The following is a 24,689-nucleotide window of genomic DNA, read 5'->3' as shown; positions in this document are numbered from 1 at the left end:
TGTCAGACAATAAAAATAACCGTCGAACATAAAATATGTCGACGGTTAATTAGCTTTTCAACCTGACTCAAGCACTTAGCTCATGTGAGCAGAATATGATACTTGCTAATATATGTCAGGTCAAGCTCATTTTATCAATGAGTTTTACTACATTATTAAATATTTAAAGCTTGCTTAAGAGCCTCTTCCACATCCCCAGCATCTACCATAGAAGCTGCTTCGCTTTCGACAACCTCATGCTGAGCAAATCTGTTTTTTCTGTTTTCATGATAAGCAAGACCTGTTCCTGCAGGAATTAATCTTCCTACAATAACATTTTCCTTTAAGCCTTGGAGATTATCACTCAATCCGCGAACAGCAGCATCTGTTAAGACACGGGTCGTTTCCTGGAATGAAGCAGCAGAAATAAAGGACTCTGTAGCCAACGAGGCCTTAGTGATGCCCAGCAACACCGATTCATAACTAGCCGGAATTTTGCCTTCTACTTCCATTCTTTCATTCACTTCTCTTAGAACAGCACGCTCAACTTGATCTCCTTTCAGGAATTCAGTGTCTCCAGAAGCAGTAATTTCTACTTTTCTAAGCATTTGTCTAATGATAGCTTCAATATGCTTATCATTAATTTTCACACCTTGTAAACGATAAACATCTTGAATTTCCTTAACCAGATAGTTGGCCAATTCTTCTATGCCTCTTAATCTCAGAATATCGTGCGGCGTTAATTCACCTTCAGCAATTGTCTCGCCCTTCTCAACGTATTCTCCTTCAAAGACTGTGATATGACGCCATTTCGGTATTAAGGTTTCATACTGTTCACCAGCAGCATCAGTAATTATGACGCGCTGTTTGCCTTTTGTTTCCTTTCCAAACGAAATAGTACCACTCGTTTCTGCAAGAATTGCCGGATCTTTCGTTTTGCGCGCCTCAAACAAGTCAGCTACCCGCGGCAAACCACCGGTAATATCTCTTGTTTTACTGGACTCCTGCGGAATTCTGGCCAAAACGTCACCGACTTTCACTTCACCACCATCTTTAATGCCGACAATCGCTCCAGCGGGCAAGAAATATTGCGCTGGAATTTCGGTACCTGGCAAGAAGATCGCATTTCCATTTACATCCAGCAATCTCACCATTGGACGCAGTTCTTTACCAGCGCCGCCTCTTTGTTTAGGATCAGTAACTACAAGAGAACTTAGACCGGTTACTTCATCAGATTGCTTTTGTACAGTTACGCCATCAACGAAATCGATTAAGCTTACAACACCGTCAACTTCGGTAATAACCGGATGCGTATGAGGATCCCATGTAACAATAATATCGCCAGCATTAACTCTGCCACCTTCTTGTATTGAAAGCACCGCGCCATAAGGAATTTTATAACGCTCTCTTTCACGACCATAATCATCGACCACGCCTACTTCGCCTGATCTCGAAACAGCAACCAGATTGCCTTCTCGGTTGAGCACTGATTTCAAATTGCTTAGACGAACCGTACCAGCTGATTTTACTTGAACATTGCTGATTGCCGCAGATCTAGATGCCGCACCACCAATATGGAAAGTACGCATGGTCAGCTGAGTTCCAGGCTCACCGATTGACTGTGCAGCAATAACGCCAATTGCCTCACCAATATTGACCAAATGGCCACGACCTAAATCACGTCCATAGCAAGCAGCGCAAACCCCATATCTGCTTTCACAAGTAATGACCGACCTTACTAGAACCTGATCAATACTATGCTCTTCGAGAACAGAAACCCAATGCTCATCTAATAACGTACCTTTAGGCACCACGACTTTTTCACCGCTAGCCTCCATTACGTCATTAACTACAACCCGACCTAACACGCGTTCTGATAATGGCTCAACCACATCCCCACCTTCAATAATAGGGGTCATGATCAATCCGTCAGAAGTGCCACAATCATCGGCCGTAACAACCAAATCTTGAGCAACATCCACTAATCTACGTGTTAAATATCCTGAGTTTGCTGTCTTCAGCGCTGTATCAGCCAGACCTTTACGAGCACCATGAGTAGAAATAAAGTACTGCAACACATCCAGGCCTTCCCTGAAGTTAGCAGTAATGGGTGTCTCAATAATTGATCCATCGGGCTTAGCCATCAATCCGCGCATACCGGCCAACTGCCTGATTTGAGCAGCAGAGCCTCTAGCACCAGACTCCGCCATCATAAAGATTGAGTTGAATGACTTTTGCTTTACAGTCTTACCTTCAGCATCAACAACAGATTCTTCACCCAATCCATCCATCATCACCTTAGCAACTTGATCATTGGCACGCGACCAAATATCAACAACTTTGTTGTAGCGCTCACCATCGGTTACTAGACCAGAGGAATACTGACTTTGAATTTCATTTACTTCGGCATCGGCAATTTTGATGATATCGACTTTTTTAGCCGGTATCGCCATATCCTCAATACCAAAAGATACACCTGAAATTGTTGCATATCTAAAACCTAGGTACATCAGCTGGTCAGCGAGCACAACTGTATCTTTATTACCTAAGAAACGGTAACTGTAGTTGATCAACCTCGATATGTTCTTTTTTGTCATATCACAGTTAACCAACTCATAAGGCATGCGATCCGGGACTATTTCCCAAATCAGTGCACGACCGACAGTTGTTTCAACGCGGCGAGTTCTTCCTTCAAGCTCACCCTTCCCATTATCAACTTTCTCTGTAATGCGAAGCTGAATCCTTGACTGCAATTCAACTGTTTTAGCAAGTAGAGCCCTATGGATTTCACCAACACTGCCAAATATGCTGCCATTGCCTTTCGCATTAATTTTTTCACGGCTAATATAATACAGACCCAATACCACGTCTTGAGATGGATTGATAACCGGCTCACCGTTAGCTGGCGATAAGATATTATTGGTCGCCATCATTAATGTACGCGCTTCCAACTGAGCTTCAACAGACAGAGGAATATGTACCGCCATCTGGTCGCCGTCGAAGTCAGCGTTAAAGGCGCTGCACACCAATGGATGCAACTGTATCGCTTTACCTTCAATCAAAATTGGTTCAAACGCCTGAATACCAAGTCTGTGCAGTGTAGGAGCCCGATTCAGCAAAATCGGGTGTTCACGAATGACTTCTTCAAGAATATCCCAGACTTCAGTACCTTCCCGTTCAACCATTTTCTTAGCAGCTTTAATGGTTGTAGCAAGGCCTCTGAACTGTAATTTGCTGAATATAAATGGCTTAAACAACTCCAGTGCCATTTTTTTCGGCAATCCGCATTGATGCAATCTTAGCGTCGGACCAACAACGATAACTGAACGACCTGAGTAATCGACACGTTTACCAAGCAGGTTTTGCCTGAAGCGTCCCTGTTTGCCTTTAATCATATCTGCCAATGATTTAAGAGGGCGTCTATTGGTGCCTGTAATCGCCCGACCGCGACGACCATTATCCAACAAAGCATCAACAGATTCCTGCAACATCCGTTTTTCGTTACGAACGATAATATCCGGCGCATTTAAATCCAACAATCGGTTTAAACGATTATTCCTGTTAATAACCCGGCGATATAAATCATTTAAATCTGAGGTAGCGAACCGACCACCATCTAAAGGCACCAAAGGACGCAATTCTGGCGGCAATACAGGCAGCACCTGCAAAATCATCCATTCAGGACGGTTATTTGAGTTCAGTAATGCATCTATTACTTTAAGACGTTTTGAATACTTCTTGATTTTGGTTTCTGAATTTGTCGAGTTAATTTCTTCGCGAAGAATATTGACCTCTTCCTTCAAATCAATCGCCTTCAGCAAATCATAGATCGCTTCAGCGCCCATTTTTGCAACAAAGTCGTCGCCATGCAGTTCAACTGCATCCAGATACTCATCATCAGTAAGTAACTGTCCTTTCTCTAAAGGTGTCATTCCTGGATCTAAAACTACAAACGATTCAAAATACAACACGCGCTCAATCTCGCGTAGCGTCATATCTAATAACAGTGCAATTCTGGACGGCAGTGACTTTAAGAACCAGATATGCGCAACAGGACTTGCTAAATCAATATGCCCCATTCTTTCACGGCGCACTTTTGACAGCGTTACCTCAACACCACATTTTTCGCAAATAACACCGCGGTGCTTTAGCCTTTTATATTTTCCGCATAAGCATTCATAATCACTGACAGGACCAAAAATTTTTGCGCAAAATAAACCATCACGCTCAGGCTTGAACGTACGATAATTGATCGTTTCCGGTTTTTTTACCTCGCCATAGGACCAGGAGCGAATCATGTCCGGCGATGCCAAACCGATACGGATCGCATCAAAATCATCGGTACGGCCTTGGCGCTTTAAGAAATTCATTAAATCTTTCAAGAGTATGTCCTCTTTAAATACTTTTCTGGCGTATTCCAGAACAGGCTATCAGTTAATTTCAATAAGACGCGGATATTAATCCCGTTCCAATTCAATATTGACAGCCAATGAGCGGATTTCTTTAATTAATACATTAAACGATTCCGGCATGCCGGCTTCCATTTTATGATCACCGTCGACAATATTTTTATACATTCGGGTTCGCCCAGTCACGTCATCGGATTTAACTGTTAACATTTCCTGCAATGTATATGCTGCGCCATAAGCTTCAAGCGCCCAAACCTCCATCTCACCGAAACGTTGACCACCAAATTGCGCTTTACCACCCAATGGCTGCTGGGTAACAAGACTATAAGGTCCTGTTGACCGTGCATGCATTTTGTCATCAACCAAATGGTTCAGTTTTAACATGTACATATAACCAACTGTCACCTTCCGCTCAAACGGCTCACCAGTCAAACCATCATAAAGAATGGTTTGGCCATCTTCTGGAAGATCAGCAAGTCTCAGCATAGTGCGAATTTCTTCTTCAGTAGCACCATCAAATACAGGTGTCGCCATAGGCACACCACCAACCAAGTTGGTTGCCATTTCCAGAATTTCTTCATCAGTAAATGAATCCAGATCTTCTTTACGACCACTACTGTTATAAATTTTATCCAAGAAGCTTCGAATTTCAGCAATTTTGGCTTTTGCTTCAAGCATTTTACCTATCTTGATGCCCAAGCCTTTAGCCGCCCAACCCAAATGAGTCTCAAGCACCTGCCCGACGTTCATCCGCGATGGTACACCTAATGGATTCAATACAATATCAACCGGATTACCATCAGCTGTATACGGCATATCTTCAATTGGTCTAATCATGGAAATAACCCCTTTATTCCCATGTCGTCCCGCCATTTTATCGCCGGGCTGAATACGTCTTTTAACCGCCAAGTAAACCTTGACCATTTTCAAAACACCAGGCGCCAAATCATCACCCATAGTGATTTTTTTACGCTTGATTTCAAATTTCTCGTCAAAGTCTTTCCTTTGCTGCTCGACTTGCTCAGCTACGGCTTCCAGTTGAAGGTTGATATCTTCATCTTTCATTCTGATTTTTAACCAGTCTGAATGCTTAAGATTATCCAAATAAGTTTGGGTTATTTCAGTGCCCGCTTTTAACTGAGCCGGACCTGATTGAGCAACCTTACCAATTAATAGTTTAGCTACACGGGCGAATATATCGCCTTCCAGAATCTTGAGCTGATCATCAAGGTCTTTTCTGTAACGCTTGATTTCGGCTTCTTCAATATCAAGCGCACGCTTGTCCTTTTTAACACCATCCCGAGTGAATACCTGAACATCAATAACCGTCCCTTCAATACTACCTGGAACGCGCAATGATGTATCCTTTACGTCCGCCGCCTTCTCACCAAAAATTGCGCGCAATAACTTTTCTTCCGGCGTTAACTGGGTCTCTCCTTTTGGAGTTACCTTGCCCACCAAAATATCACCACCTTTTACTTCAGCACCCACATAGACAATCCCGGACTCATCAAGTTTTGACAAGGCTTCTTCGCTAACATTTGGAATATCTGCAGTAATTTCTTCCGGGCTATGTTTTGTATCACGCGCTACGCAGGTTTTCTCTTCAATATGGATTGTAGTAAAGCGATCTTCCCTGACAACACGCTCAGAAACCAGAATCGAGTCTTCAAAGTTGTATCCATTCCACGGCATGAAGGCAACTAGCATGTTCTGCCCTAAGGCCAACTCACCAAGATCTGTAGATGGACCGTCAGCCAAGATATCTCCGGCATTAACGATATCACCCGGTTTTACTAACGGCTTCTGGTTAATACAAGTATTCTGATTTGATCGGGTATATTTGGTCAGGTTGTAAATATCTACGCCAGGAGCCCCCGTTTCTGTTTCCGTATCATTTACGCGAACCACAATCCGGGCGGCATCGACCGCTTCAATACGCCCACCTCGTGCAGCCACTACAGTTACACCGGAATCCTTAGCTACGGTTCTTTCCATACCGGTGCCTACCAGCGGCTTTTCCGCCCTTAGCGTAGGAACGGCCTGACGCTGCATGTTAGAACCCATCAATGCACGGTTAGCGTCATCATGCTCAAGAAATGGAATAATGGAAGCAGCAACCGATACAATCTGTTTTGACGATACGTCCATATACTGCACAGTATCTGACATCGCCAGAGTAAATTCATCTTTATGCCGGCATGATACTAAGCCTTCTACCAGTTTGCCGGTTTCATCGACAGCAACACTAGCCTGAGCAATAACGAACTCGCCTTCTTCAATAGCTGACAAATAATCAACTTGATCGGTTACTCTGCCGTCGATAACTTTTCTGTAAGGCGTTTCCAGGAAACCATAATCATTAGTCCGAGCATAAACTGACAGCGAGTTGATCAAACCAATGTTTGGGCCTTCAGGTGTTTCAATTGGACAGACTCTACCGTAGTGTGTCGTGTGTACGTCACGAACCTCAAAACCAGCGCGCTCCCTTGCTAAACCACCGGGCCCTAAGGCGGATACACGGCGTTTGTGAGTCACTTGAGACAGTGGATTATTCTGGTCCATGAACTGTGACAACTGACTGGAGCCAAAAAATTCTTTTACTGCTGCCGAAACTGGTTTTGCATTGATTATTTCCTGCGGCATCAATCCTTCAGAGTCAGCTAACGTTAAGCGTTCTTTTACCGCTCTTTCAACTCTGACCAAACCAACGCGGAACTGGTTTTCAATCATTTCACCGACAGAACGCACACGTCTATTACCCAAATGATCGATATCATCAACATTGCCGTTGCCATTGCGGATGTCGATTAATTCTTTTAAAACATCAATGATGTCTTCATTAGTTAGCGTACCTGGGCCAGTCGTTTCTTCTCGACCTAAGCGCCGATTAAATTTCATCCGACCAACATTGGACAAATCATATCTTTCATCGGTAAAAAATAGATTCTGGAACAGATTTTCCGCTGCTTCTTTAGTTGGTGGCTCACCAGGACGCATCATCCGATATATTTCTACCAACGCCTCTAATGTATTGGTTGTTACATCCAATCTCATGGCATTAGAGATGTACGGACCTTTATCCAAATCATTAACAAACAAGGTATTGATTTCAGTAATACCACTCTCAATGATTCGATCTATTAATTCTGTTGTTAACTCGTCATTAACATTGGCAACCAATTCTCCGGTTGACTCATCAATCACGTTGTGCCCCAGTATCTTTCCTGCCAAATACTCTTTAGGGACTTCAACTACCGTCAGGCCGACTTTATTCATTTCGCGAATATGTTTCGCTGTAATACGACGGCCTTCTTCAACTAAAACCTGTCCATCCCGTTTAATATCAAACGTGGCGATCTCGCCCCGCATTCTTTCAGGCACTATATGAAATAGGCATTTTCCATTACTGAAAGTAAATTTATTGGTTTCGTAGAAGATTTTGATCATTTCTTCATTGTCGAAACCCAATGCTCTAAGCAGGATCGTAGCCGGAATTTTTCTACGTCTATCGATTCGCACGTAAACGCAGTCCTTATGGTCGAATTCAAAATCTAACCAAGAGCCGCGATAAGGAATAACGCGCGCATTAAATAAGAGTTTTCCTGACGAATGTGTCTTTCCTTTATCATGATCAAAAAAGACACCAGGTGAACGATGCAACTGCGAGACAATAACCCGCTCTGTACCATTAATTACGAAAGTTCCGTTTTCTGTCATCAAAGGCAACTCGCCCATGTAGACTTCCTGCTCACGGATATCTTTTACAACTTTGGCAGTGGCTGGAGCATCTTTATCGTAGATAACCAGGCGCACTAATACTCTTAAAGGCGCGGCATAAGTCGCTCCTCGTTGTTGACACTCTCTTACATCAAAAGTGGGATCTCCCAATCTATATCGCACATATTCCAGTACCGCGTATCCAGAGTGGCTTTCAATAGGAAATACACTGGAAAATGCCGCATGCAAACCAATATCGGCACGCTTTTCAGGTACTGCTCCTGATTGTAAAAAGCTTGCATAAGAATTGATTTGAGTTGCCAGAAGATAGGGAACTTCAAGTACTTCAGTACCTTTCCCAAAGTTATTTCGAATACGCTTTTTTTCGGTAAAAGAGTAGGACATATCGCTTCCAAACCTTTTCGTCATGAATAATTTCTACTGTGCATTTATTGCAAACAGTAAAAGGCCGGTGACAGAATTGCCACCAGCCATATTAAAAGGCGTGAGCCTTGTATTTTTTGGGTCAAAATCTTATTTGATTTCGACAGTAGCGCCCGCTTCTTCAAGCTGCTTTTTGAAATCATCCGCTTCGGCTTTAGAAACACCTTCTTTCAAAGTTGTTGGAACGCCTTCTACAGCATCTTTAGCTTCTTTTAGACCTAAACCAGTAATACCACGCACTGCTTTAATTACAGCAACTTTGTTATCACCGAAACCGGTCATGATTACGTCAAATTCAGTTTGTTCTTCAGCTGCCGCTGCGCCTGCTGCTGCAGCAGGCGCAGCCGCTACTGCAACTGCTGCTGTTACGCCGAATTTCTCTTCCATCGCTGAAATTAAATCAACGATTTCCATAATAGTCATATTGGAAACTGCATCCAAGATGTCTTCGTGTGAAACTGCCATTTAGTATTCCTCTAAAACAATAATTTTTTAAACTGGTTAAAAATAAGCTTATGCCGCTTCTTTCTGATCTCTGACCGCAGCCAAAGTACGAACAAGTTTTCCGACCGGTGCTTTCATTACAGACATCAGCATTGCAATAGCTTGATCGCGTGTCGGCATACTTGCCAAACGTGCCAGCTCGGATGCACCGTAAGCTTGACCATTAATGGCCACAACTTTGGTGATTAACTTATCGTGAGTTTTGGCGAAATCACTGATCAGACGCGCAGCACAACCAGGATCTTCCATTGAAAATGCAAGCAATAGAGGGCCTACTAGGCCATCTTGCATACATTCAAATTCAGTTCCGGCTACAGCTCGTTTCGCCAGTGTATTTTTTACCACACGCAGATAAACACCTGTTTCTCTCGCAGTTTTACGCAGCTCGGTCAATTCCGTAACTGTTAAACCACGATATTCTGCTGCTACTGCAGAATGCGCTTTAGCAGCAATTTCAGCAACTTCTTCTACGACAGCTTTTTTGCTATCTAAATTTAGTGCCACAGCTTACCTCCGGTAAGTTCTGGAAGATATCCAGAATTAATAAAACGCATCTTGAAGATGCCCCTTACGGTCCCTTTCCCCAGTTATTAGGTCCAGCTTCCGTCTGCGCAGGAAATATTAAGTTTCGCAACTCCTGCGGTCTTTGACGGTTACCGATAAAACGGCAACCCAAAGTCTTTTTACATATTAATACTGCTTTGGTCCAGCCACAAACCGGGGCCCATGGTAGAAGACAAAGTAATCTTCTTGATATATACACCTTTAGCTGCTGTCGGTTTCGCTTTTTTCAGATCGGATATCAACGCTTCCAGGTTTCCTTGAATCGCATCAGCATCAAAAGTCACTTTACCTAATGTGCAGTGAATAATACCTGCCTTATCTGTACGATAGCGAACCTGGCCTGATTTAGCGTTTCTTACTGCAGTGGCCACATCTGGAGTTACAGTACCAACCTTAGGGTTAGGCATTAAACCTCTAGGGCCCAAGATTTGGCCTAATTGACCAACTACGCGCATCGCATCAGGAGACGCAATGACTACATCAAAGTTCATTTCGCCTTTTTTGACCAAGTCGCCCAGATCGTCCATGCCAACAATATCAGCACCAGCTTCTCTAGCTGCATCAGCATTTGGGCCTTGAGTAAATACAGCAACTCTTACAGTCTTGCCAGTACCATGCGGCAGAACGGTTGCACCGCGAACGTTCTGATCTGATTTGCGTGGATCAACGCCCAGGTTAACACTCACATCAACAGCTTCATTAAATTTTGCTGTACCTAACTCTTTCAATAACTGAACGGCTTCAGTGATGGAATATTGCTTAGTTCTATCAACTTTCGATTTGATAAGTTTCGCTCTTTTTGACAACTTAGCCATTATAATCCCTCCACATTCAGACCCATGCTACGCGCGCTGCCAGCAATTGTTTTTACTGCAGCTTCCAAATTTGCCGCATTCAAATCTTCCATTTTTGTTTTAGCAATCTCTTCCAGTTGCGCACGGGTTACAGTACCGACTTTCTTAGTATTCGGGTTACTGCTTCCACTTTTTATACCGGTTGCTTTCTTTAGAAGGATTGAAGCAGGAGGTGTCTTGGTGATAAAGGTAAAGCTACGATCACTGTAAACAGTGATCACCACAGGCAGAGGCAGTCCTTTTTCCACGTCCTGAGTTTTAGCATTAAATGCTTTACAAAACTCCATAATGTTGACGCCGCGCTGACCCAAAGCAGGACCAACCGGTGGACTCGGGTTTGCTTCACCCGCTTTTACTTGTAACTTAATATAAGCCGTTATCTTTTTTGCCATTTTTTACTCCAATACGGGTTCAAGCGCTTTCCAGCTCCCCTAGACGCAAAAATCCCTGCCTTATTCAGACAGAGATTTCGTAGATACTAACCGCAGACTAACAGTTAGGTTTTTTCAACTTGCCCAAAATCAAGCTCAACAGAAGTTGAACGACCAAAAATGAGCACTGATATTTTCAACTTGCTTTTTTCGTAGTTAACTTCTTCAACTACACCATTAAAGTCTTTAAATGGCCCGTCAATTACTCTTACTACTTCACCAACCTCAAACAGAATTTTCGGACGTGGTTTATTTACACCTTCTTCAACTCTATTGAGAATAGACATTGCCTCTCTTTCTGAGATAGGAGCAGGACGATCTGAGGTGCCGCCTATAAAGCCTAACACCCTTGGAACATCTCGCACCAAGTGCCAAGTCTCGTCAGTCAATTCCATCTGAACAAGGACATAACCCGGAAAAAATTTCCTTTCACTTTTGCGCTGCTGCCCCATGCGCATTTCAACTACCTCTTCGGTAGGAACTAATATCTTTCCAAAATACTGTTGCAATCCTTCTCTTTTAATCCGCTCTTCTAATGCTTGCTTAACTTTATTTTCAAAGTTTGAGTACGCATGCACTACATACCAGCGAAGTGCCATCCTACCCTCCTTGACCAGTCAGAAGCCGCACACCCCAAAACAGGAACATGTCCAACAACCATAAAATCAGCCCCACAATGAATACCATTGCAAATACCAACAAAGTAGTACGTATTGTTTCTTCACGCGTAGGCCAAACAACTTTTCTGACCTCCTGCCTGGACTCCAACACAAAATTCCAAACACTTCGGCCCACATCAGTTGTTAACATAATGCCCAGCACTATTATCACAACGCCTACTAAGCCTAAAACTCTATATAAGAGCTTAACATCTGAGAAATAATAGAATGCAGCCACTCCAGCAGCCACAAAGACAACGGATAAGACCTGCTTTACAACATCAAGGACTGACGTCGTTGCTTCTGCCTGAGTATTCATGTGTTACTTATTATGGAAATGGATAATATTGATATGGTTTTAATCTGATTGGCAGGCCAGGAGGGTCTCGAACCCCCAACCCGCGGTTTTGGAGACCGCTACTCTACCAATTGAGCTACTGACCTAATTCAGACAAACTTTAAAATGAACCACTATATTATACTAGTTTTAAAAATTATTCAAGTATTGATGAAACAACGCCCGCACCGACGGTACGTCCGCCTTCGCGAATAGCAAAACGCAAACCTTCTTCCATAGCGATCGGCGAAATCAGTTTGACTTCTACAGCAATGTTATCGCCTGGCATCACCATTTCCACACCTTCTGGCAGGGTCACTGCGCCGGTTACGTCAGTGGTTCTGAAATAAAACTGCGGACGGTAACCGTTGAAGAACGGCGTATGACGACCACCTTCATCTTTAGACAAGACGTAGATTTCTGACTTGAAGTTTGAATGCGGTTTAATAGTGCCTTTATGCGCCAACACCTGACCACGCTCGACTTCGTCTCTTTTTGTGCCTCTCAACAGCACACCCACGTTATCGCCTGCCTGACCTTGATCCAGCAATTTGCGGAACATTTCCACACCAGTACAAGTGGTGACAATCGTAGGCCTGATGCCGACGATTTCAACTTCTTGACCTACTTTAATGATACCGCGCTCAACACGACCAGTAACTACCGTACCACGGCCTGAAATTGAAAATACGTCTTCGATCGGCATCAGGAACGCGCCGTCGACCGCTCTTTCCGGCTCAGGAATGTAGCTATCCAAGGCTTCTACCAACTTAACCACAGACGGTACGCCGATATCGCTGGTATCGCCTTCCAGTGCCTTTAAAGCTGAACCGATAACAATCGGGGTTTCATCGCCTGGGAATTCATACATATCCAGCAATTCACGGATTTCCATTTCAACCAATTCGATCAGTTCCGGATCATCAACCATATCGGCTTTATTCAGGAATACGACGATGTAAGGCACGCCTACCTGTCTGGACAACAGGATGTGCTCTCTTGTTTGTGGCATTGGACCATCCGCAGCGGAACAAACCAGAATGGCGCCGTCCATCTGGGCCGCACCGGTAATCATGTTCTTCACATAGTCAGCATGGCCTGGGCAGTCCACATGCGCATAGTGACGGGTAGCTGATTCATATTCTACGTGCGAAGTGGCGATAGTAATACCACGCGCTCTTTCTTCAGGTGCATTATCAATTTGATCAAAAGCTTTGGCTTCGCCACCTTGCAGCTCAGCCATGACTTTCGTCAATGCGGCTGTCAGAGTCGTTTTGCCATGATCAACGTGACCGATGGTGCCTACGTTTACGTGTGGCTTAGTACGTGTAAATTTTTCTTTGGCCATTTTAATACGCCTTTAACAATCAATATTACAACTGGAGCCCATAACCGGATTTGAACCGGTGACCTCTTCCTTACCAAGGAAGTGCTCTACCTCCTGAGCTATATGGGCCTAATACAGAAAATTTGGAGCGGGTGATGGGAATCGAACCCACGTGATCAGCTTGGAAGGCTGGAGTTCTACCATTGAACTACACCCGCAGATTTCTTTTAATTGATGATGGTGGAGGGGGGAGGATTCGAACCTCCGAAGGTAGAACCGGCAGATTTACAGTCTGATCCCTTTGGCCGCTCGGGAACCCCTCCGATATCGGATAAGTCAACTATTATCTTGGAACAATGACAACTTGTCAACTTTTTTATTTGGAAATTTTATTTTTCACTGGCACACCCAGCACATTAGGCGTGCAATTTATTCATCACAGCCGCAACGTCACCAGCCACTAACTTATCCATACACGCAATCCCTGCATCAATGGCTGAATTAATTAACTCCCACTCACTCTTTGAAGGAGATCCCAGCACATAATCAGCAATAACCTTCCCTACACCCGGCCGACCAATACCTATCCTTAATCTACAAAAGTCTCTTGAGCCCAGATGAGCAATAATATCCTTTAAACCATTATGCCCTGCGTGCCCGCCGCCCTTTTTCAGCTTGACGATACCCGCATCAAGATCCAGCTCATCATGAACAACCAAAATCTCTTCCGGCATTATTTTATAATAACGCACAATCTTACCAACAGATTGCCCACTACAATTCATGAAGGTTTCAGGCTTTAAAAGCGTCACCTTACCCATCGAAGCATTATACTCAGAGAGCACCCCTTGAAATCTGGGATCACTCACCCAAACACAGCCAAATTTAGATGCCAGCTCATCCAAAAACAAAAACCCGGCATTATGCCGGGTTTTTTCATATTGTCGCCCAGGATTACCCAGCCCAACTACAAGTTTAATCACCCGCTGTTTTTAAGCTTCTGATGATTCTTCAGCACTACTTCTTGAAGCCATCATAGACACCACAGGCAAATCATGCTCAGGCCCGTGCGATAACACCACAATTTCCACTCCAGCCGGCAGAACTAAGTCAGAGAGATGAATCGACTCACCAATATCCAAATTAGCCAAATTTACTTCAATATATTCTGGCAGAGCAGAAGGCAAGCATGTAACCTCCACATCAACCATAGAGTGAGTAGCAACCCCACCCTTTTTACCGCCTATCGAAGTATCTTCATTGATAAAATGCAAAGGCACATGCACCTTAAGAACCTCTGACATACTCACACGCTGAAAATCCAAGTGGAGAACCTGAACCTTAGCAGGATGACGCTGAACACCTTTCAAAATGGCTTTTTCTGTTTTTCCATCAACAGTAACATCAAGAACATGAGAATAAACTGCCTCATGCGCCAAATGCTTAACAACTTCATTGTGACTCAACAACAGCATTTGAGGCTCACCATGCCCACCGTATATCACCGCAGGAACCTTACCTTGACGACGCACGCTTCTTGCTGCGCTTTTACCTGATTGCCCACGACTTTCGGCAACAAACTCAAATACGTTAGACATCTTTCCTCTCAACTCCGTGCCTTCAAGCACACACATTAAATTATATCAATCGACATAAAGTGAACTAACTGATTCACCTACCGCTATACGCCTTATAGTCTCAGCCAACATTTCAGCAACACTCAATTGCCTTATCTTACCCAAGCTGATCGCTTCTTGACTTAATGGTATAGTATCGGTAACAACCAGCTCATCAAGTTCCGAACCATAGAGGTTTTTCATGGCCTTACCTGAAAGCACAGCATGCGTGCAGTAAGCAACCACCTTTATCGCCCCATGCTTTTTTAGCGCATCCGCTGCATGACATAAAGTGCCCGCAGTATCAACCAAGTCATCAATCAATACACAGGTACGCCCATTAACATCACCAATAATATGCATAACCTCTGCAACGTTAGCCTTTGGCCTGCGCTTATCAATGATTGCAAGATCAGCATCATCCAATCGTTTAGCAAGGGCACGCGCCCTAACTACACCACCCACATCCGGCGAGACAACAATCAGATCTTTATATTTCTGCCGCCACACATCACCGAGAAGAATTGGCGACGAATACACATTATCAACTGGTATGTCAAAAAAACCTTGGATCTGATCAGCATGCAAATCAACAGTCAACACCCTGTTGGCACCCGCCTGTTCGATCATCCTGGCAACCAACTTCGCACTGATAGGCACCCGAGCCGATCGCGATCTTCTATCCTGCCTAGCATAACCATAATATGGCATGACAGCAGTAATCCGTGACGCTGACGCCCTTTTAAGCGCATCAATCATCACAAGCAATTCCATTAAGTTTTCATTTGTAGGCGAACAGGTCGGCTGAATAACAAAAACATCCTTACCCCGGACGTTCTCCTCTATTTCTACCGCAACCTCACCATCGCTAAATCTACCGACAGTCGCCATACCAAGGCGCATATTGAGCTTTCTTACTATACCTTCAGACAAAGCCAGGTTAGCATTTCCAGAAAACACCATCATAGAGGTGTCACTCATTCAAGCACTCCCAAACTGAATTTAACTTAGTGGAGGTAAATGGCTGGGCCGCAAGGATTCGAACCTTGGTATGCGGGGATCAAAACCCCGTGCCTTACCGCTTGGCGACGGCCCAATAATCAAGATGTATACTTACCAAACTTCAGCTTTGAAAACAGTGGCGATTCATTAACCCCTTTAGCCAGATAAGCCTGCCACTTATCTTTAAGCGACTTATAGGCATAAACTGCAGCATCTTCCGAATCAAATTGCGCAAAAACACAAGCACCTGTTCCGGTCAGCCTTGCCTCAGAAAAATCAGACAAATCAACCAAAGCATCTTTAACAGACTGGTAACGCTCACGAACCACACCAAGACAATCATTTTGATGCTGGCCCGCTATAAAGTCGCCTATTGTGATTGATTTACTATTTCTTGTCAAATCTTTTGCTGAAAATATTTCTTTTGTATTCACATGACAATCAGGCTTAATAATCACAACCCATTGTTCTGGAATATCTATTTTTTCAAGTTTTTCACCGACACCTTCTGCCCAGGAGGAATAGCCATACACAAATATCGGAACATCCGCCCCCAAAGCCAGACCTAACGTCATCAACTTCTCAGTTGTCAAACCTAGGCTCCACAATTCATTCAGCACCACTAAAGTAGTAGCAGCGTCAGAGCTTCCTCCACCCAAACCACCACCCATAGGCAAGTTCTTCTCCACCTCAATGCACACTCCATGAGTGCATCCAGTCTCTGCCTTCAATAAATTTGCTGCCTTAATGGTTAAATCATCTAACTCGGGAACACCGGGAATAGCTTTATGCAAACTGACTCGCCCATCCTCAGCCGGGCGAAAGGTTATCCAATCGCATAGATCCACAAATTGAAATACAGTTTGTAACAGATGATAACCATCTTCTCTTTGCCCAGTAATGCGTAACATCAAATTTAATTTTGCCGGCGCCGGCCATTTCTCCATCCATGCGGACTGCTTATTTTGCTTTTGCGACATCTAAATCCCAACGATCTACGATTAACTTTAATTTGACTTGATCATTTGTTACTGTGATTTTACGCGGCATAATCTCACCTTCTGCGCGCTGCATTTCTTTGTATTCGCTATGCCATCCCGCCTGCCTGAAACCATCACCAACTTCTTCAAATTCCCGGGAAGGCTCGGGCAATCCCACAACCCAGTACCGAAGCGAATGCACAGGCACAAAGATACCTAACTGTTGATTAATAAATTCTTCCGACCTTGCTGAAGACTCTACTTTTCCATCTCCGCGATCAACAGTCACAAAATCGTTCACCAGCCGGATAAGCATAGCGCCCTGCCCCAACGGTCCAGATAGTTTTATCTTTTCTTCGCCAGGCTCATGCTCCCAACTTATATTTGCGGTCCAGGAATCGTTATGCCCTGAAACAGCCAAACGCCCATCAAAAGCCCACTGTTTCAACTTATAAAGATGAGCTCTTCCAGCCTTTGAGTAATATCCGCCAGGCTCAACAGGAACAACGGAACAGGCCGACATTAACAGGGATAAACAACCACAAATAAAAAGCTTTGCTTTAAAACGTGACACAACTATTCCGCAGTGTTTAATACTCTTTGTTGAAAATCCAATAGATCTTCATCTTCCGGGGCATCTTTAATGGCTTTAGTAAATACTTTTCTCGCTTCAGATTTTCTATTTAAAGTCCATAAAACCTCGGCAAGATGCGCCGCTATTTCACCTTCCTGCCTTTTTGCATAGGCCTTCTGAAGGTAAAACAAGGCTTGCTCAGTATTTCCTAGCTTAAATTGCAACCATCCATAACTATCCATAATAACTGCCTCGTCCGGCTGCAGCCTAAGCGCTTTCTCCAGATATTTTTCAGCTTCAGCGTAACGATCAGTTTTTTCCGCCAAGGTATATCCTAAAGCATTTAGCGCTTCGGCATTATTAGGATCTTCAGCCAATATTTTTTTTAGATCGGTTTCCAATATATCCAACCTGTTGAGGCGCTCAGCCATCAATGCCCGGGTATATAACAATTCTTTCTGCTCAGGCATATCGGCCAACGCATTTGTTAATAGATTAAACGCTTGATCATATTGCTTTTGTTGATTATACAGCTCGGCCTGAATCAGAATGAGCCGCAGCTTCTGTTTTGGAAACTGACTGCGCAAACTGTTGAGCCTGGAATTAGCTTCATCAAATTGATTATCTTTTGCAAGCAATGAAATCGCGGAAATCTCTGCATCGAGAACAAAAGGCCCATCCTTTACCTTATCAAACCAAGCCATAGCCTTTTTCGTATTCTTGCGTTTTTCTTCTATTTTACCCAGATAAAAGCTGGCCTGGGATTGCCACTCCGGCTGCTCCAGCAATTTTTTTAAAATATCCTCAGCCTTATTATCTCTACTTAACTGCAAATGCACCAATGCCAAGGCGAACTGGCTTTCAGCATCATTTGGATTAGCAGAAATTATGCCTTGATAAACTTCACCGGCCTCTTCATATTTTTCTGCTTTTATTAAAACCTGCGCCAGTAATTTTTTAATTTTATCATTTTCCGGATACTTGACAGCCGCCTTCTCCAGCAATTTTGCCGCAGTGCTTAGATCTCCTGAAGACGCCGAGATCTGAGCCTGAAAAATTTGCGCCTTATCCCAATCAGGTTGCACATCCAAAGCTTGCTGTATTTTCGTTTTAGCCAAATCAGTATTTTTCATCTGCATGGCCAACAATGACTGTACAAAATAGACTTCAGCCTGATTTCGATGACGCAGAGATAACGCATCCAACACATCATACAAAAAAGAGACCTTATTTTCCTTTTCCAGAGCAACCGCCAATTCCAGCATTGAATTCTCGAAACCAGCAGGATCAATTGTCAGCAATTTATCCACATGCTCAACGGCAACTTGTTTATCACCCGCTCTTAAAGCCGATAATGCAGCAATTTTTCTGGCTGTTATATTATTGGGATCTTGAGACAACCATAAGGAAACAGCCTCGTTTGTCTTATTGCTGTCTTTCATATACATAGCGATTTTTGCAGCTCTCTCAGCAAATCGCGGGTCCTTGGTACGCTTGGCAGCTTCCATATAACCTTCCAGCGCAATCTCATATTGCCCTCTTTGCCCAGCAAGTTCTGCCGCCAATAACATATACATCACATCAGGATCGATCTCCGTTTTTGTACTGCCGGACTGAGTTTCTCCCTTTGTTTGGGACATTTTGACAGGCTCAACAGACTCCTCCTGCGAATTAAGCTTATCCTGCGAACCAGCACAGCCATTAAGCAAGACCAGAGTTAGCACTGAAATCAATCTAAAAATCACCACGCAATCGTCCTATTTATCACTCAGTAGATATAAGTTAATAGATTATCAGAAAAATCAGCTGATTCAGACAGTTGATTTATTCGATTTGGATAAAGCCGTTATATTTCTTTAGAATAAGCCCTCATAATATACTTTGAATTTACCTGAAAGCCATCTGGTCTCAGTAATTGTGTATAGCTGTGGACGTGTTGGCTACAGCAAAGTTCCTGATCGACTGTGTCGATGCCAAGATAAAAATCACTGTATAAAAATATTATTATAGTACTCTAGAACACATAAACTCTTAACCATCGATACCATGACACTTCTTGCAGTAGGGATTAATTACAATACCGCCCCGGTTTCCATCCGGGAGCGCCTGGCATTCCCTGCCGAAATTCTGGAATCATCGCTACAGGAATTATGGCACCTGAAAGAAATCAGTGAAGCCGCGATTCTTTCAACCTGTAACCGGACCGAGTTTTACTGCAAAGCATCCACGGCAAACAAGCAGATTCTGATCGATTGGGTTGCCGAAAGCAGAAATATCGACCCGGCAGAGCTTACGCCTTACCTGTATTGCCATACTGACAGCCAACTGATCCGCCATATGTTTCGGGTCGCATGCGGCCTGGATTCAATGATACTAGGCGAACCGCAAATTCTCGGACAGATGAAAACGGCTTATCAGGCAGCCTATGAAGCAGGAACTTTAGGAAAACAGTTAGGCAAACTTTTCCAATACACATTTTCAGCAGCCAAGAAAGTCCGCACAGATACGGCTATCGGCTCTAGCCCGGTATCGGTGGCCTTCGCAGCTGTCCAGCTGGCACAGCAAATCTTTGACAAACTCAGCGAACAAACTGCCTTGCTGATCGGCGCCGGCGAAACCATCGAATTGGCAGCCCGCCATCTATCACAACAGGGCATAGGCCGCATTATTGTCGCTAATCGCACATACGATAAAGCCCATACTTTAGCTTCCCAGTTCAACGGTTATGCTATCGCCTTATCCGAACTGCCCACTCATCTGGCTGAAGCCGACATTGTCATCTCATCAACGGCCAGCCAGTTGCCGATCCTTGGTAAAGGCAGTGTCGAAAGCGCGATCAAGAAACGCAAACATAAGCCCGTGTTCATGGTAGATCTGGCCGTTCCGCGCGATATCGAAGCTGAAGTAGAGCAGCTCAGAGATGTATATCTTTATACGATTGATGATCTGCAGAACACTATAGACCAGAACATGAACTCGCGCCGCCAAGCCGCGGAACAGGCCGAAGAAATCATTGACACACAAGTGGGCTATTTTTTAGCCTGGTTACGCTCGCAAGGCGCGCAATCAACTATCCGCGATTATCGTCATCAAGCTGAACAAATGCGTGATGAAGCTCTGCAAAAAGCATTGGCATTGTTGAAGAACGGCACTTCACCTGAAGAAACTTTGAGCCGGCTCGCTTACAGCCTGACCAATAAACTGATACATACGCCCAGCATTCAAATCAGAGAAGCCGGCGAGAACGAAAGACATGATCTGGTTGCCGCTGCCCGCGAAATTTTTAAATTAAAACAGACTCAATGAAACCATCCATACAACATAAACTCGAAAATTTGTGCGAACGCTATGATGAAATCGCCGCGCTGCTCTCCGACCCGGAAGTTCAAGGCAATCAAAATAAATTTCGTTCACTGAGCCAGGAGTACGCCCAAATCAACCCGATCGTTGACTGCTACAAGCGCTATCAAAAAGCGCTGGAAGCTCTGGCTTCCGCCAAGGAAATGGCCAACGACAGCGATCCGGAGCTGCGTGAAATGGCCAAGGAAGAGGTTATCGAAGCGGAAAACCAGATAGAAGCACTGGAACATGAACTGCAAATTCTATTGCTACCCAAAGACCCTAACGATAACCGCAACATTTTTCTGGAAGTCCGGGCTGGAACCGGCGGTGATGAAGCAGCCATTTTCTCGGGCGATCTGGCTCGCATGTACCAACGCTTTGCCGAAAGGAAAGGCTGGAGAACTGAAATCATCAGCGAGAGTCCCGGCGACCATGGCGGCTACAAGGAAGTCATTCTGCGCGTTTCCGGACAGGACGTTTACTCCCAGCTAAAATTCGAATCCGGCGCGCACCGTGTACAGCGAGTGCCTGAAACCGAATCGCAAGGCCGCATCCACACCTCCGCCTGCACTATCGCCGTCATGCCCGAAGTCGAGGAAATTGACGCCTTTGACATCAATCCAGCCGATTTGCGAGTTGATACATTTCGCGCATCAGGCGCCGGCGGCCAGCACGTTAACCGTACCGAATCAGCAATTCGTATCACCCATATCCCAACCGGTGTTGTAGTCGAATGCCAGGACGAACGTTCGCAACACAAAAACCGCGCCCGAGCCATGTCTTTGCTGCAATCGCGTCTTTTAGCCGCCGAACAGGAAAAACACCACGCCGAACAGGCAGCGACTCGGAAGCTGCAAGTCGGCAGCGGCGACCGCTCCGAGCGCATCCGCACTTATAACTATCCGCAAGGCCGGCTAACTGACCACAGGATCAATCTGACCCTCTATAAACTTGAAGACATCATGGAAGGAGGCCTTGAGCAGGTCATCCAGCCGCTGATCAGTGAGCACCAGGCGGAATTACTGACTCAACTGGGCGAAGAGTAGGCCGGATGCACAACATCAAATCCGCGCTGGCTGATGCAGTCGACGCGCTGGCATCCATCTCCGACTCCGCGTTGCTGGATGCCGAGGTTTTATTGTGTCATGTCCTTCAAAAAGAACGCTCTTATCTGCGAACCTGGCCCGATAAACTGCTAGATCCTGAACAGCTGGAACAATTCTGGACATCGATTGAAAAACGACGAAAAGGCATGCCTGTTGCCTATCTTATCGGCCGCCGGGAATTCTGGTCGCGCGATTTCCACGTCTCGCCGGACGTGCTGATCCCGCGCCCGGACACCGAACTGCTCGTAGAGCTTGGATTGGAGCTCATACCGCCTAATAAACCCTTCAAACTTATAGACCTGGGAACCGGCTCCGGCATTATCGCCGTCACACTGGCCGCCGAGCGCCCTCATGCTCAAGTCATAGCAACCGATTTCAGTCCGGCAGCGCTAAAAATAGCCGAGCATAATGCCCAACAACACCACATCACCAACATCCGCTTTTACCAGAGCGACTGGTTTGACAATGTGCCCAACATTCAATTCGATCTGGTGATCAGCAATCCACCTTATATTGCCGAAGACGATAGCCATTTACAGGAAGGTGATGTCCGGTTTGAACCGCAAACCGCCCTGGTCGCCGCCCAGCAAGGGCTCAGAGATATAGAGATTATAGCGGACGGGGCGCGTGGCCGCTTGAAACCTCAAGGGCATTTATTGATCGAACATGGCTACAACCAGCAGCATCAGATACAAACAATCTTTAAAGGCTTGGGCTATGATAAGGTGCGAACCTACCAGGATTTGTCAGGGCAACCGCGTGTCAGCTACGGCCAATGGGATAAATAGGCCCGTCGATTTTAACTTTTACTTTCTTACCTTATGACGCAAGAAGAAATCCATATTCCACGCAAAATTACCAATCAGTTACTGCATCTCGCGCAGCAATCCCCCGACCAGGAAGTCTGCGGTCTTATCAGCAGTAAAAATGGCCTGCCGATTCGCTGCTATCCAATCAACAACATTGCAGAACAGCCTGGGCAGCGTTTTCAACTGGATCCATCGCAACAAATCGCCGCCATGGCCGCTATGCGCGATCAGGGCGAAGCGCTTTTCGCCATTTATCATTCGCACCCAAGCGCGCCGGCCCAACCGTCAGCTATTGACTTGGAATGGGCCGCTTACCCGGACGCGCTGTATCTGATTATTTCATTAAACACGAAAGGCATTCTGGAAATGCGCGGCTTCAGGATAGAACAGCAGTCTGCCAGAGAAATCGCGCTGGCGTTGAGCGAAGACTAAACCTTGCTCAATCCCGGTTTTGCCGTTGATATTGGCAGCAGTAGCCTTTCATGCCAAGGTTCAAAAGCGGTCAACCGGCTTCCGGCCAATTGAACCGATGCTGAAATGTGCCAGGCATGACTGTTAAAGTACAGATGCCCGGCACATTTCATAAGGCAGAGCTTATTTCAACTTATCCTTCAGCATTTTATTCACTTCGCCGGGATTGGCCTTGCCCTGCATCTCTTTCATGACCTGACCGACAAAAAAGCCGAACACTTTGTCTTTACCGCTACGATATTGCTCAACCTGCTCCGGGTTATTCGCGATGATCTTGTCGATAATGGCTTCTATCGCGCCGGTGTCGGTAATTTGCTTTAAACCCTTGGCTTCGATAATCTCATCGGCTGAAGCCGTGCCTTGCCACATCTCCTCAAACACCTGCTTGGCGATTTTCCCCGAAATCGTGTTATCGCTGATACGCGCCAGCAATCCGGCCAAACGTTCGTGACTGACCGGCGAATCAGTGATTTCCAATCCAGACCGGTTAAGCGCGGCTGAGAGATCGCCCGTTACCCAATTGGCACAAATTCTTGCTTCACAAGCTGATTCTTTCACCACAGCCTCAAAATAATCGGCCAATGGGCGCGATGAAGTCAGTATTGCGGTGCTTTCATCATCCAATCCGTATTGATCCTTGAAGCGCTGCTTTTTCGCATCCGGCAATTCGGGCATTGTCGCTTTTACTTGTGCTTTAAACGCCTCATCGACAACCACGGGCAACAGGTCCGGATCGGGGAAATACCGATAATCGTTGGCCTCTTCCTTGCTGCGCATTGAGCGGGTCTGATCCTTATCTGCATCATAAAGCCGTGTTTCCTGAACTACCTCGCCACCGCTCTCGATCAGATCGATCTGGCGCTCAATTTCATAGTTGATAGCCTTCTCGACGAACCTGAACGAGTTGATATTCTTGATTTCGGCACGCGTGCCGAACGCTTGCTGGCCTTTGGGCCGAACCGACACGTTGGCATCGCAGCGGAATGAACCTTCCTGCATATTGCCGTCGCAAATGCCCAGGTAACGCACCAGCTCATGCAGTTTTCTCATGTAGGCGACCGCTTCTTTCGCCGAACGCATATCCGGCTCGGACACGATCTCCAGCAATGGCGTGCCGGCACGGTTTAAGTCGATACCGGTCAAGCCATGAAAATCCTCGTGCAGCGATTTACCGGCGTCTTCTTCAAGATGCGCGCGCGTCACGCCGACGCGTTTTTTGACGCCATCCACGTCAATATCCAGATGCCCAAGGCCTACGATGGGCAACTCAAACTGACTGATTTGATAGCCTTTAGGTAAGTCCGGATAAAAATAGTTTTTTCTGGCAAAAACCGAACACGGCGCAACTTCCGCTTCAATAGCCAGGCCGAACAGTACCGCCATCCGTACGGCTTCCTCGTTCAGAACCGGCAGAACACCGGGCAGACCCAGATCGACCGCGCAAGCCTGGGTATTAGGCTCTGCGCCGTAAGCTGTCGAGGCGCCGGAAAAAATTTTAGATTTTGTGGCGAGTTGCGTATGAATTTCCAACCCGATCACTGCTTCCCATTCCATGATTTTC

The 24,689-nt window shown here is 45.3% G+C and carries 20 protein-coding genes and 5 tRNA genes; 4 read left to right on the top strand and 21 right to left on the bottom strand.

Annotated features, from left to right (window positions below; all coding sequences use genetic code 11):
* Positions 1–155: 155 nt before the first annotated feature.
* The 20 genes from rpoC to ACTNE6_RS02190 all read right to left on the bottom strand — a co-directional run bounded on the left by rpoC (position 156) and on the right by ACTNE6_RS02190 (position 19,148).
* On the bottom strand, positions 156–4,349 hold the full coding sequence (gene rpoC, locus ACTNE6_RS02285) for a DNA-directed RNA polymerase subunit beta' (protein WP_194971961.1): 4,194 nt from the start codon (positions 4,347–4,349) through the stop codon (positions 156–158).
* A gap of 87 nt (positions 4,350–4,436) precedes the next feature.
* Positions 4,437–8,513: a DNA-directed RNA polymerase subunit beta gene (rpoB, locus tag ACTNE6_RS02280; protein ID WP_194971962.1), complete on the bottom strand. Its 4,077-nt coding sequence runs from the start codon at positions 8,511–8,513 to the stop codon at positions 4,437–4,439.
* A gap of 129 nt (positions 8,514–8,642) precedes the next feature.
* A complete protein-coding gene (rplL, locus tag ACTNE6_RS02275) occupies positions 8,643–9,017 on the bottom strand; it encodes a 50S ribosomal protein L7/L12 (protein ID WP_194971955.1) in 375 nt (124 codons plus the stop codon).
* 48 nt (positions 9,018–9,065) lie between these two features.
* Complete coding sequence (gene rplJ, locus ACTNE6_RS02270; protein WP_194971956.1) at positions 9,066–9,560, bottom strand: 50S ribosomal protein L10; 495 nt, start codon at positions 9,558–9,560, stop codon at positions 9,066–9,068.
* A gap of 179 nt (positions 9,561–9,739) precedes the next feature.
* A complete protein-coding gene (rplA, locus tag ACTNE6_RS02265; RefSeq protein WP_194971957.1) occupies positions 9,740–10,435 on the bottom strand; it encodes a 50S ribosomal protein L1 in 696 nt (231 codons plus the stop codon).
* Positions 10,435–10,866 carry a 50S ribosomal protein L11 gene (rplK, locus tag ACTNE6_RS02260; protein ID WP_194971958.1) on the bottom strand — a complete coding sequence of 144 codons (432 nt, stop codon included), beginning with the start codon at positions 10,864–10,866 and terminating at the stop codon, positions 10,435–10,437. The genes rplA and rplK overlap by 1 nt, the downstream gene beginning before the upstream one ends.
* Before the next feature lie 104 nt (positions 10,867–10,970).
* Positions 10,971–11,504, bottom strand: a complete 534-nt coding sequence (nusG, locus tag ACTNE6_RS02255) for a transcription termination/antitermination protein NusG (RefSeq protein ID WP_194971959.1) — start codon at positions 11,502–11,504, stop codon at positions 10,971–10,973.
* Between the two features lies 1 nt (position 11,505).
* Complete coding sequence (secE, locus tag ACTNE6_RS02250; RefSeq protein WP_194971960.1) at positions 11,506–11,883, bottom strand: preprotein translocase subunit SecE; 378 nt, start codon at positions 11,881–11,883, stop codon at positions 11,506–11,508.
* A gap of 49 nt (positions 11,884–11,932) precedes the next feature.
* A tRNA-Trp gene (locus ACTNE6_RS02245) sits at positions 11,933–12,008 on the bottom strand.
* 50 nt (positions 12,009–12,058) lie between these two features.
* Positions 12,059–13,249, bottom strand: coding sequence for an elongation factor Tu (gene tuf / locus ACTNE6_RS02240; RefSeq protein WP_442498474.1), 1,191 nt, complete (start codon positions 13,247–13,249; stop codon positions 12,059–12,061).
* Positions 13,250–13,281: 32 nt separating this feature from the next.
* Positions 13,282–13,357 (bottom strand) — tRNA-Thr (locus ACTNE6_RS02235).
* 15 nt (positions 13,358–13,372) lie between these two features.
* Positions 13,373–13,446 (bottom strand) — tRNA-Gly (locus ACTNE6_RS02230).
* 20 nt (positions 13,447–13,466) lie between these two features.
* Positions 13,467–13,551 (bottom strand) — tRNA-Tyr (locus ACTNE6_RS02225).
* Positions 13,552–13,644: 93 nt separating this feature from the next.
* Positions 13,645–14,211 (bottom strand): aminoacyl-tRNA hydrolase, encoded by a 567-nt coding sequence (pth, locus tag ACTNE6_RS02220; protein WP_442498473.1) that lies wholly within the window; start codon positions 14,209–14,211, stop codon positions 13,645–13,647.
* A 9-nt stretch (positions 14,212–14,220) separates the two neighbouring features.
* Positions 14,221–14,826, bottom strand: a complete 606-nt coding sequence (locus ACTNE6_RS02215) for a 50S ribosomal protein L25/general stress protein Ctc (RefSeq protein WP_434482378.1) — start codon at positions 14,824–14,826, stop codon at positions 14,221–14,223.
* A gap of 45 nt (positions 14,827–14,871) precedes the next feature.
* On the bottom strand, positions 14,872–15,825 hold the full coding sequence (locus ACTNE6_RS02210; protein WP_194969186.1) for a ribose-phosphate diphosphokinase: 954 nt from the start codon (positions 15,823–15,825) through the stop codon (positions 14,872–14,874).
* Positions 15,826–15,865: 40 nt separating this feature from the next.
* Positions 15,866–15,940: transfer RNA gene (locus ACTNE6_RS02205), tRNA-Gln, on the bottom strand.
* 4 nt (positions 15,941–15,944) lie between these two features.
* Positions 15,945–16,826 (bottom strand): 4-(cytidine 5'-diphospho)-2-C-methyl-D-erythritol kinase, encoded by an 882-nt coding sequence (ispE, locus tag ACTNE6_RS02200; RefSeq protein WP_442498472.1) that lies wholly within the window; start codon positions 16,824–16,826, stop codon positions 15,945–15,947.
* A complete protein-coding gene (gene lolB, locus ACTNE6_RS02195) occupies positions 16,807–17,400 on the bottom strand; it encodes a lipoprotein insertase outer membrane protein LolB (RefSeq protein ID WP_194969188.1) in 594 nt (197 codons plus the stop codon). The genes ispE and lolB overlap by 20 nt, the downstream gene beginning before the upstream one ends.
* Before the next feature lie 2 nt (positions 17,401–17,402).
* A complete protein-coding gene (locus ACTNE6_RS02190) occupies positions 17,403–19,148 on the bottom strand; it encodes a tetratricopeptide repeat protein (protein WP_442498471.1) in 1,746 nt (581 codons plus the stop codon).
* Between the two features lie 298 nt (positions 19,149–19,446).
* Between ACTNE6_RS02190 and hemA the strand changes: the two genes are divergently transcribed.
* Genes hemA through ACTNE6_RS02170 form a run of 4 tightly spaced genes read left to right on the top strand, consistent with a single transcriptional unit; the run spans position 19,447 to position 23,089 of the window.
* The gene (hemA, locus tag ACTNE6_RS02185) at positions 19,447–20,706 is read left to right on the top strand and encodes a glutamyl-tRNA reductase (RefSeq protein WP_442498470.1); all 1,260 of its coding nucleotides are present in this window, start codon (positions 19,447–19,449) and stop codon (positions 20,704–20,706) included.
* Entirely contained in the window at positions 20,703–21,788 is a 1,086-nt protein-coding gene (gene prfA, locus ACTNE6_RS02180; protein ID WP_442498469.1) for a peptide chain release factor 1, read from the top strand. The genes hemA and prfA overlap by 4 nt, the downstream gene beginning before the upstream one ends.
* Positions 21,789–21,793: 5 nt before the next feature.
* Positions 21,794–22,636, top strand: a complete 843-nt coding sequence (gene prmC / locus ACTNE6_RS02175; protein WP_442498468.1) for a peptide chain release factor N(5)-glutamine methyltransferase — start codon at positions 21,794–21,796, stop codon at positions 22,634–22,636.
* A 33-nt stretch (positions 22,637–22,669) separates the two neighbouring features.
* Complete coding sequence (locus ACTNE6_RS02170) at positions 22,670–23,089, top strand: Mov34/MPN/PAD-1 family protein (protein WP_442498467.1); 420 nt, start codon at positions 22,670–22,672, stop codon at positions 23,087–23,089.
* Between the two features lie 162 nt (positions 23,090–23,251).
* On the opposite strand, the gene gatB is transcribed toward ACTNE6_RS02170, so the two are convergent.
* Positions 23,252–24,682: an Asp-tRNA(Asn)/Glu-tRNA(Gln) amidotransferase subunit GatB gene (gene gatB / locus ACTNE6_RS02165; RefSeq protein WP_442498466.1), complete on the bottom strand. Its 1,431-nt coding sequence runs from the start codon at positions 24,680–24,682 to the stop codon at positions 23,252–23,254.
* Between the last annotated feature and the right edge of the window lie 7 nt (positions 24,683–24,689).

The organism is Methylobacter sp. sgz302048 (assembly GCF_052162025.1).
Lineage (GTDB): Bacteria > Pseudomonadota > Gammaproteobacteria > Methylococcales > Methylomonadaceae > Methylobacter.
This window is presented reverse-complemented; position numbering and strand designations above follow the sequence as displayed.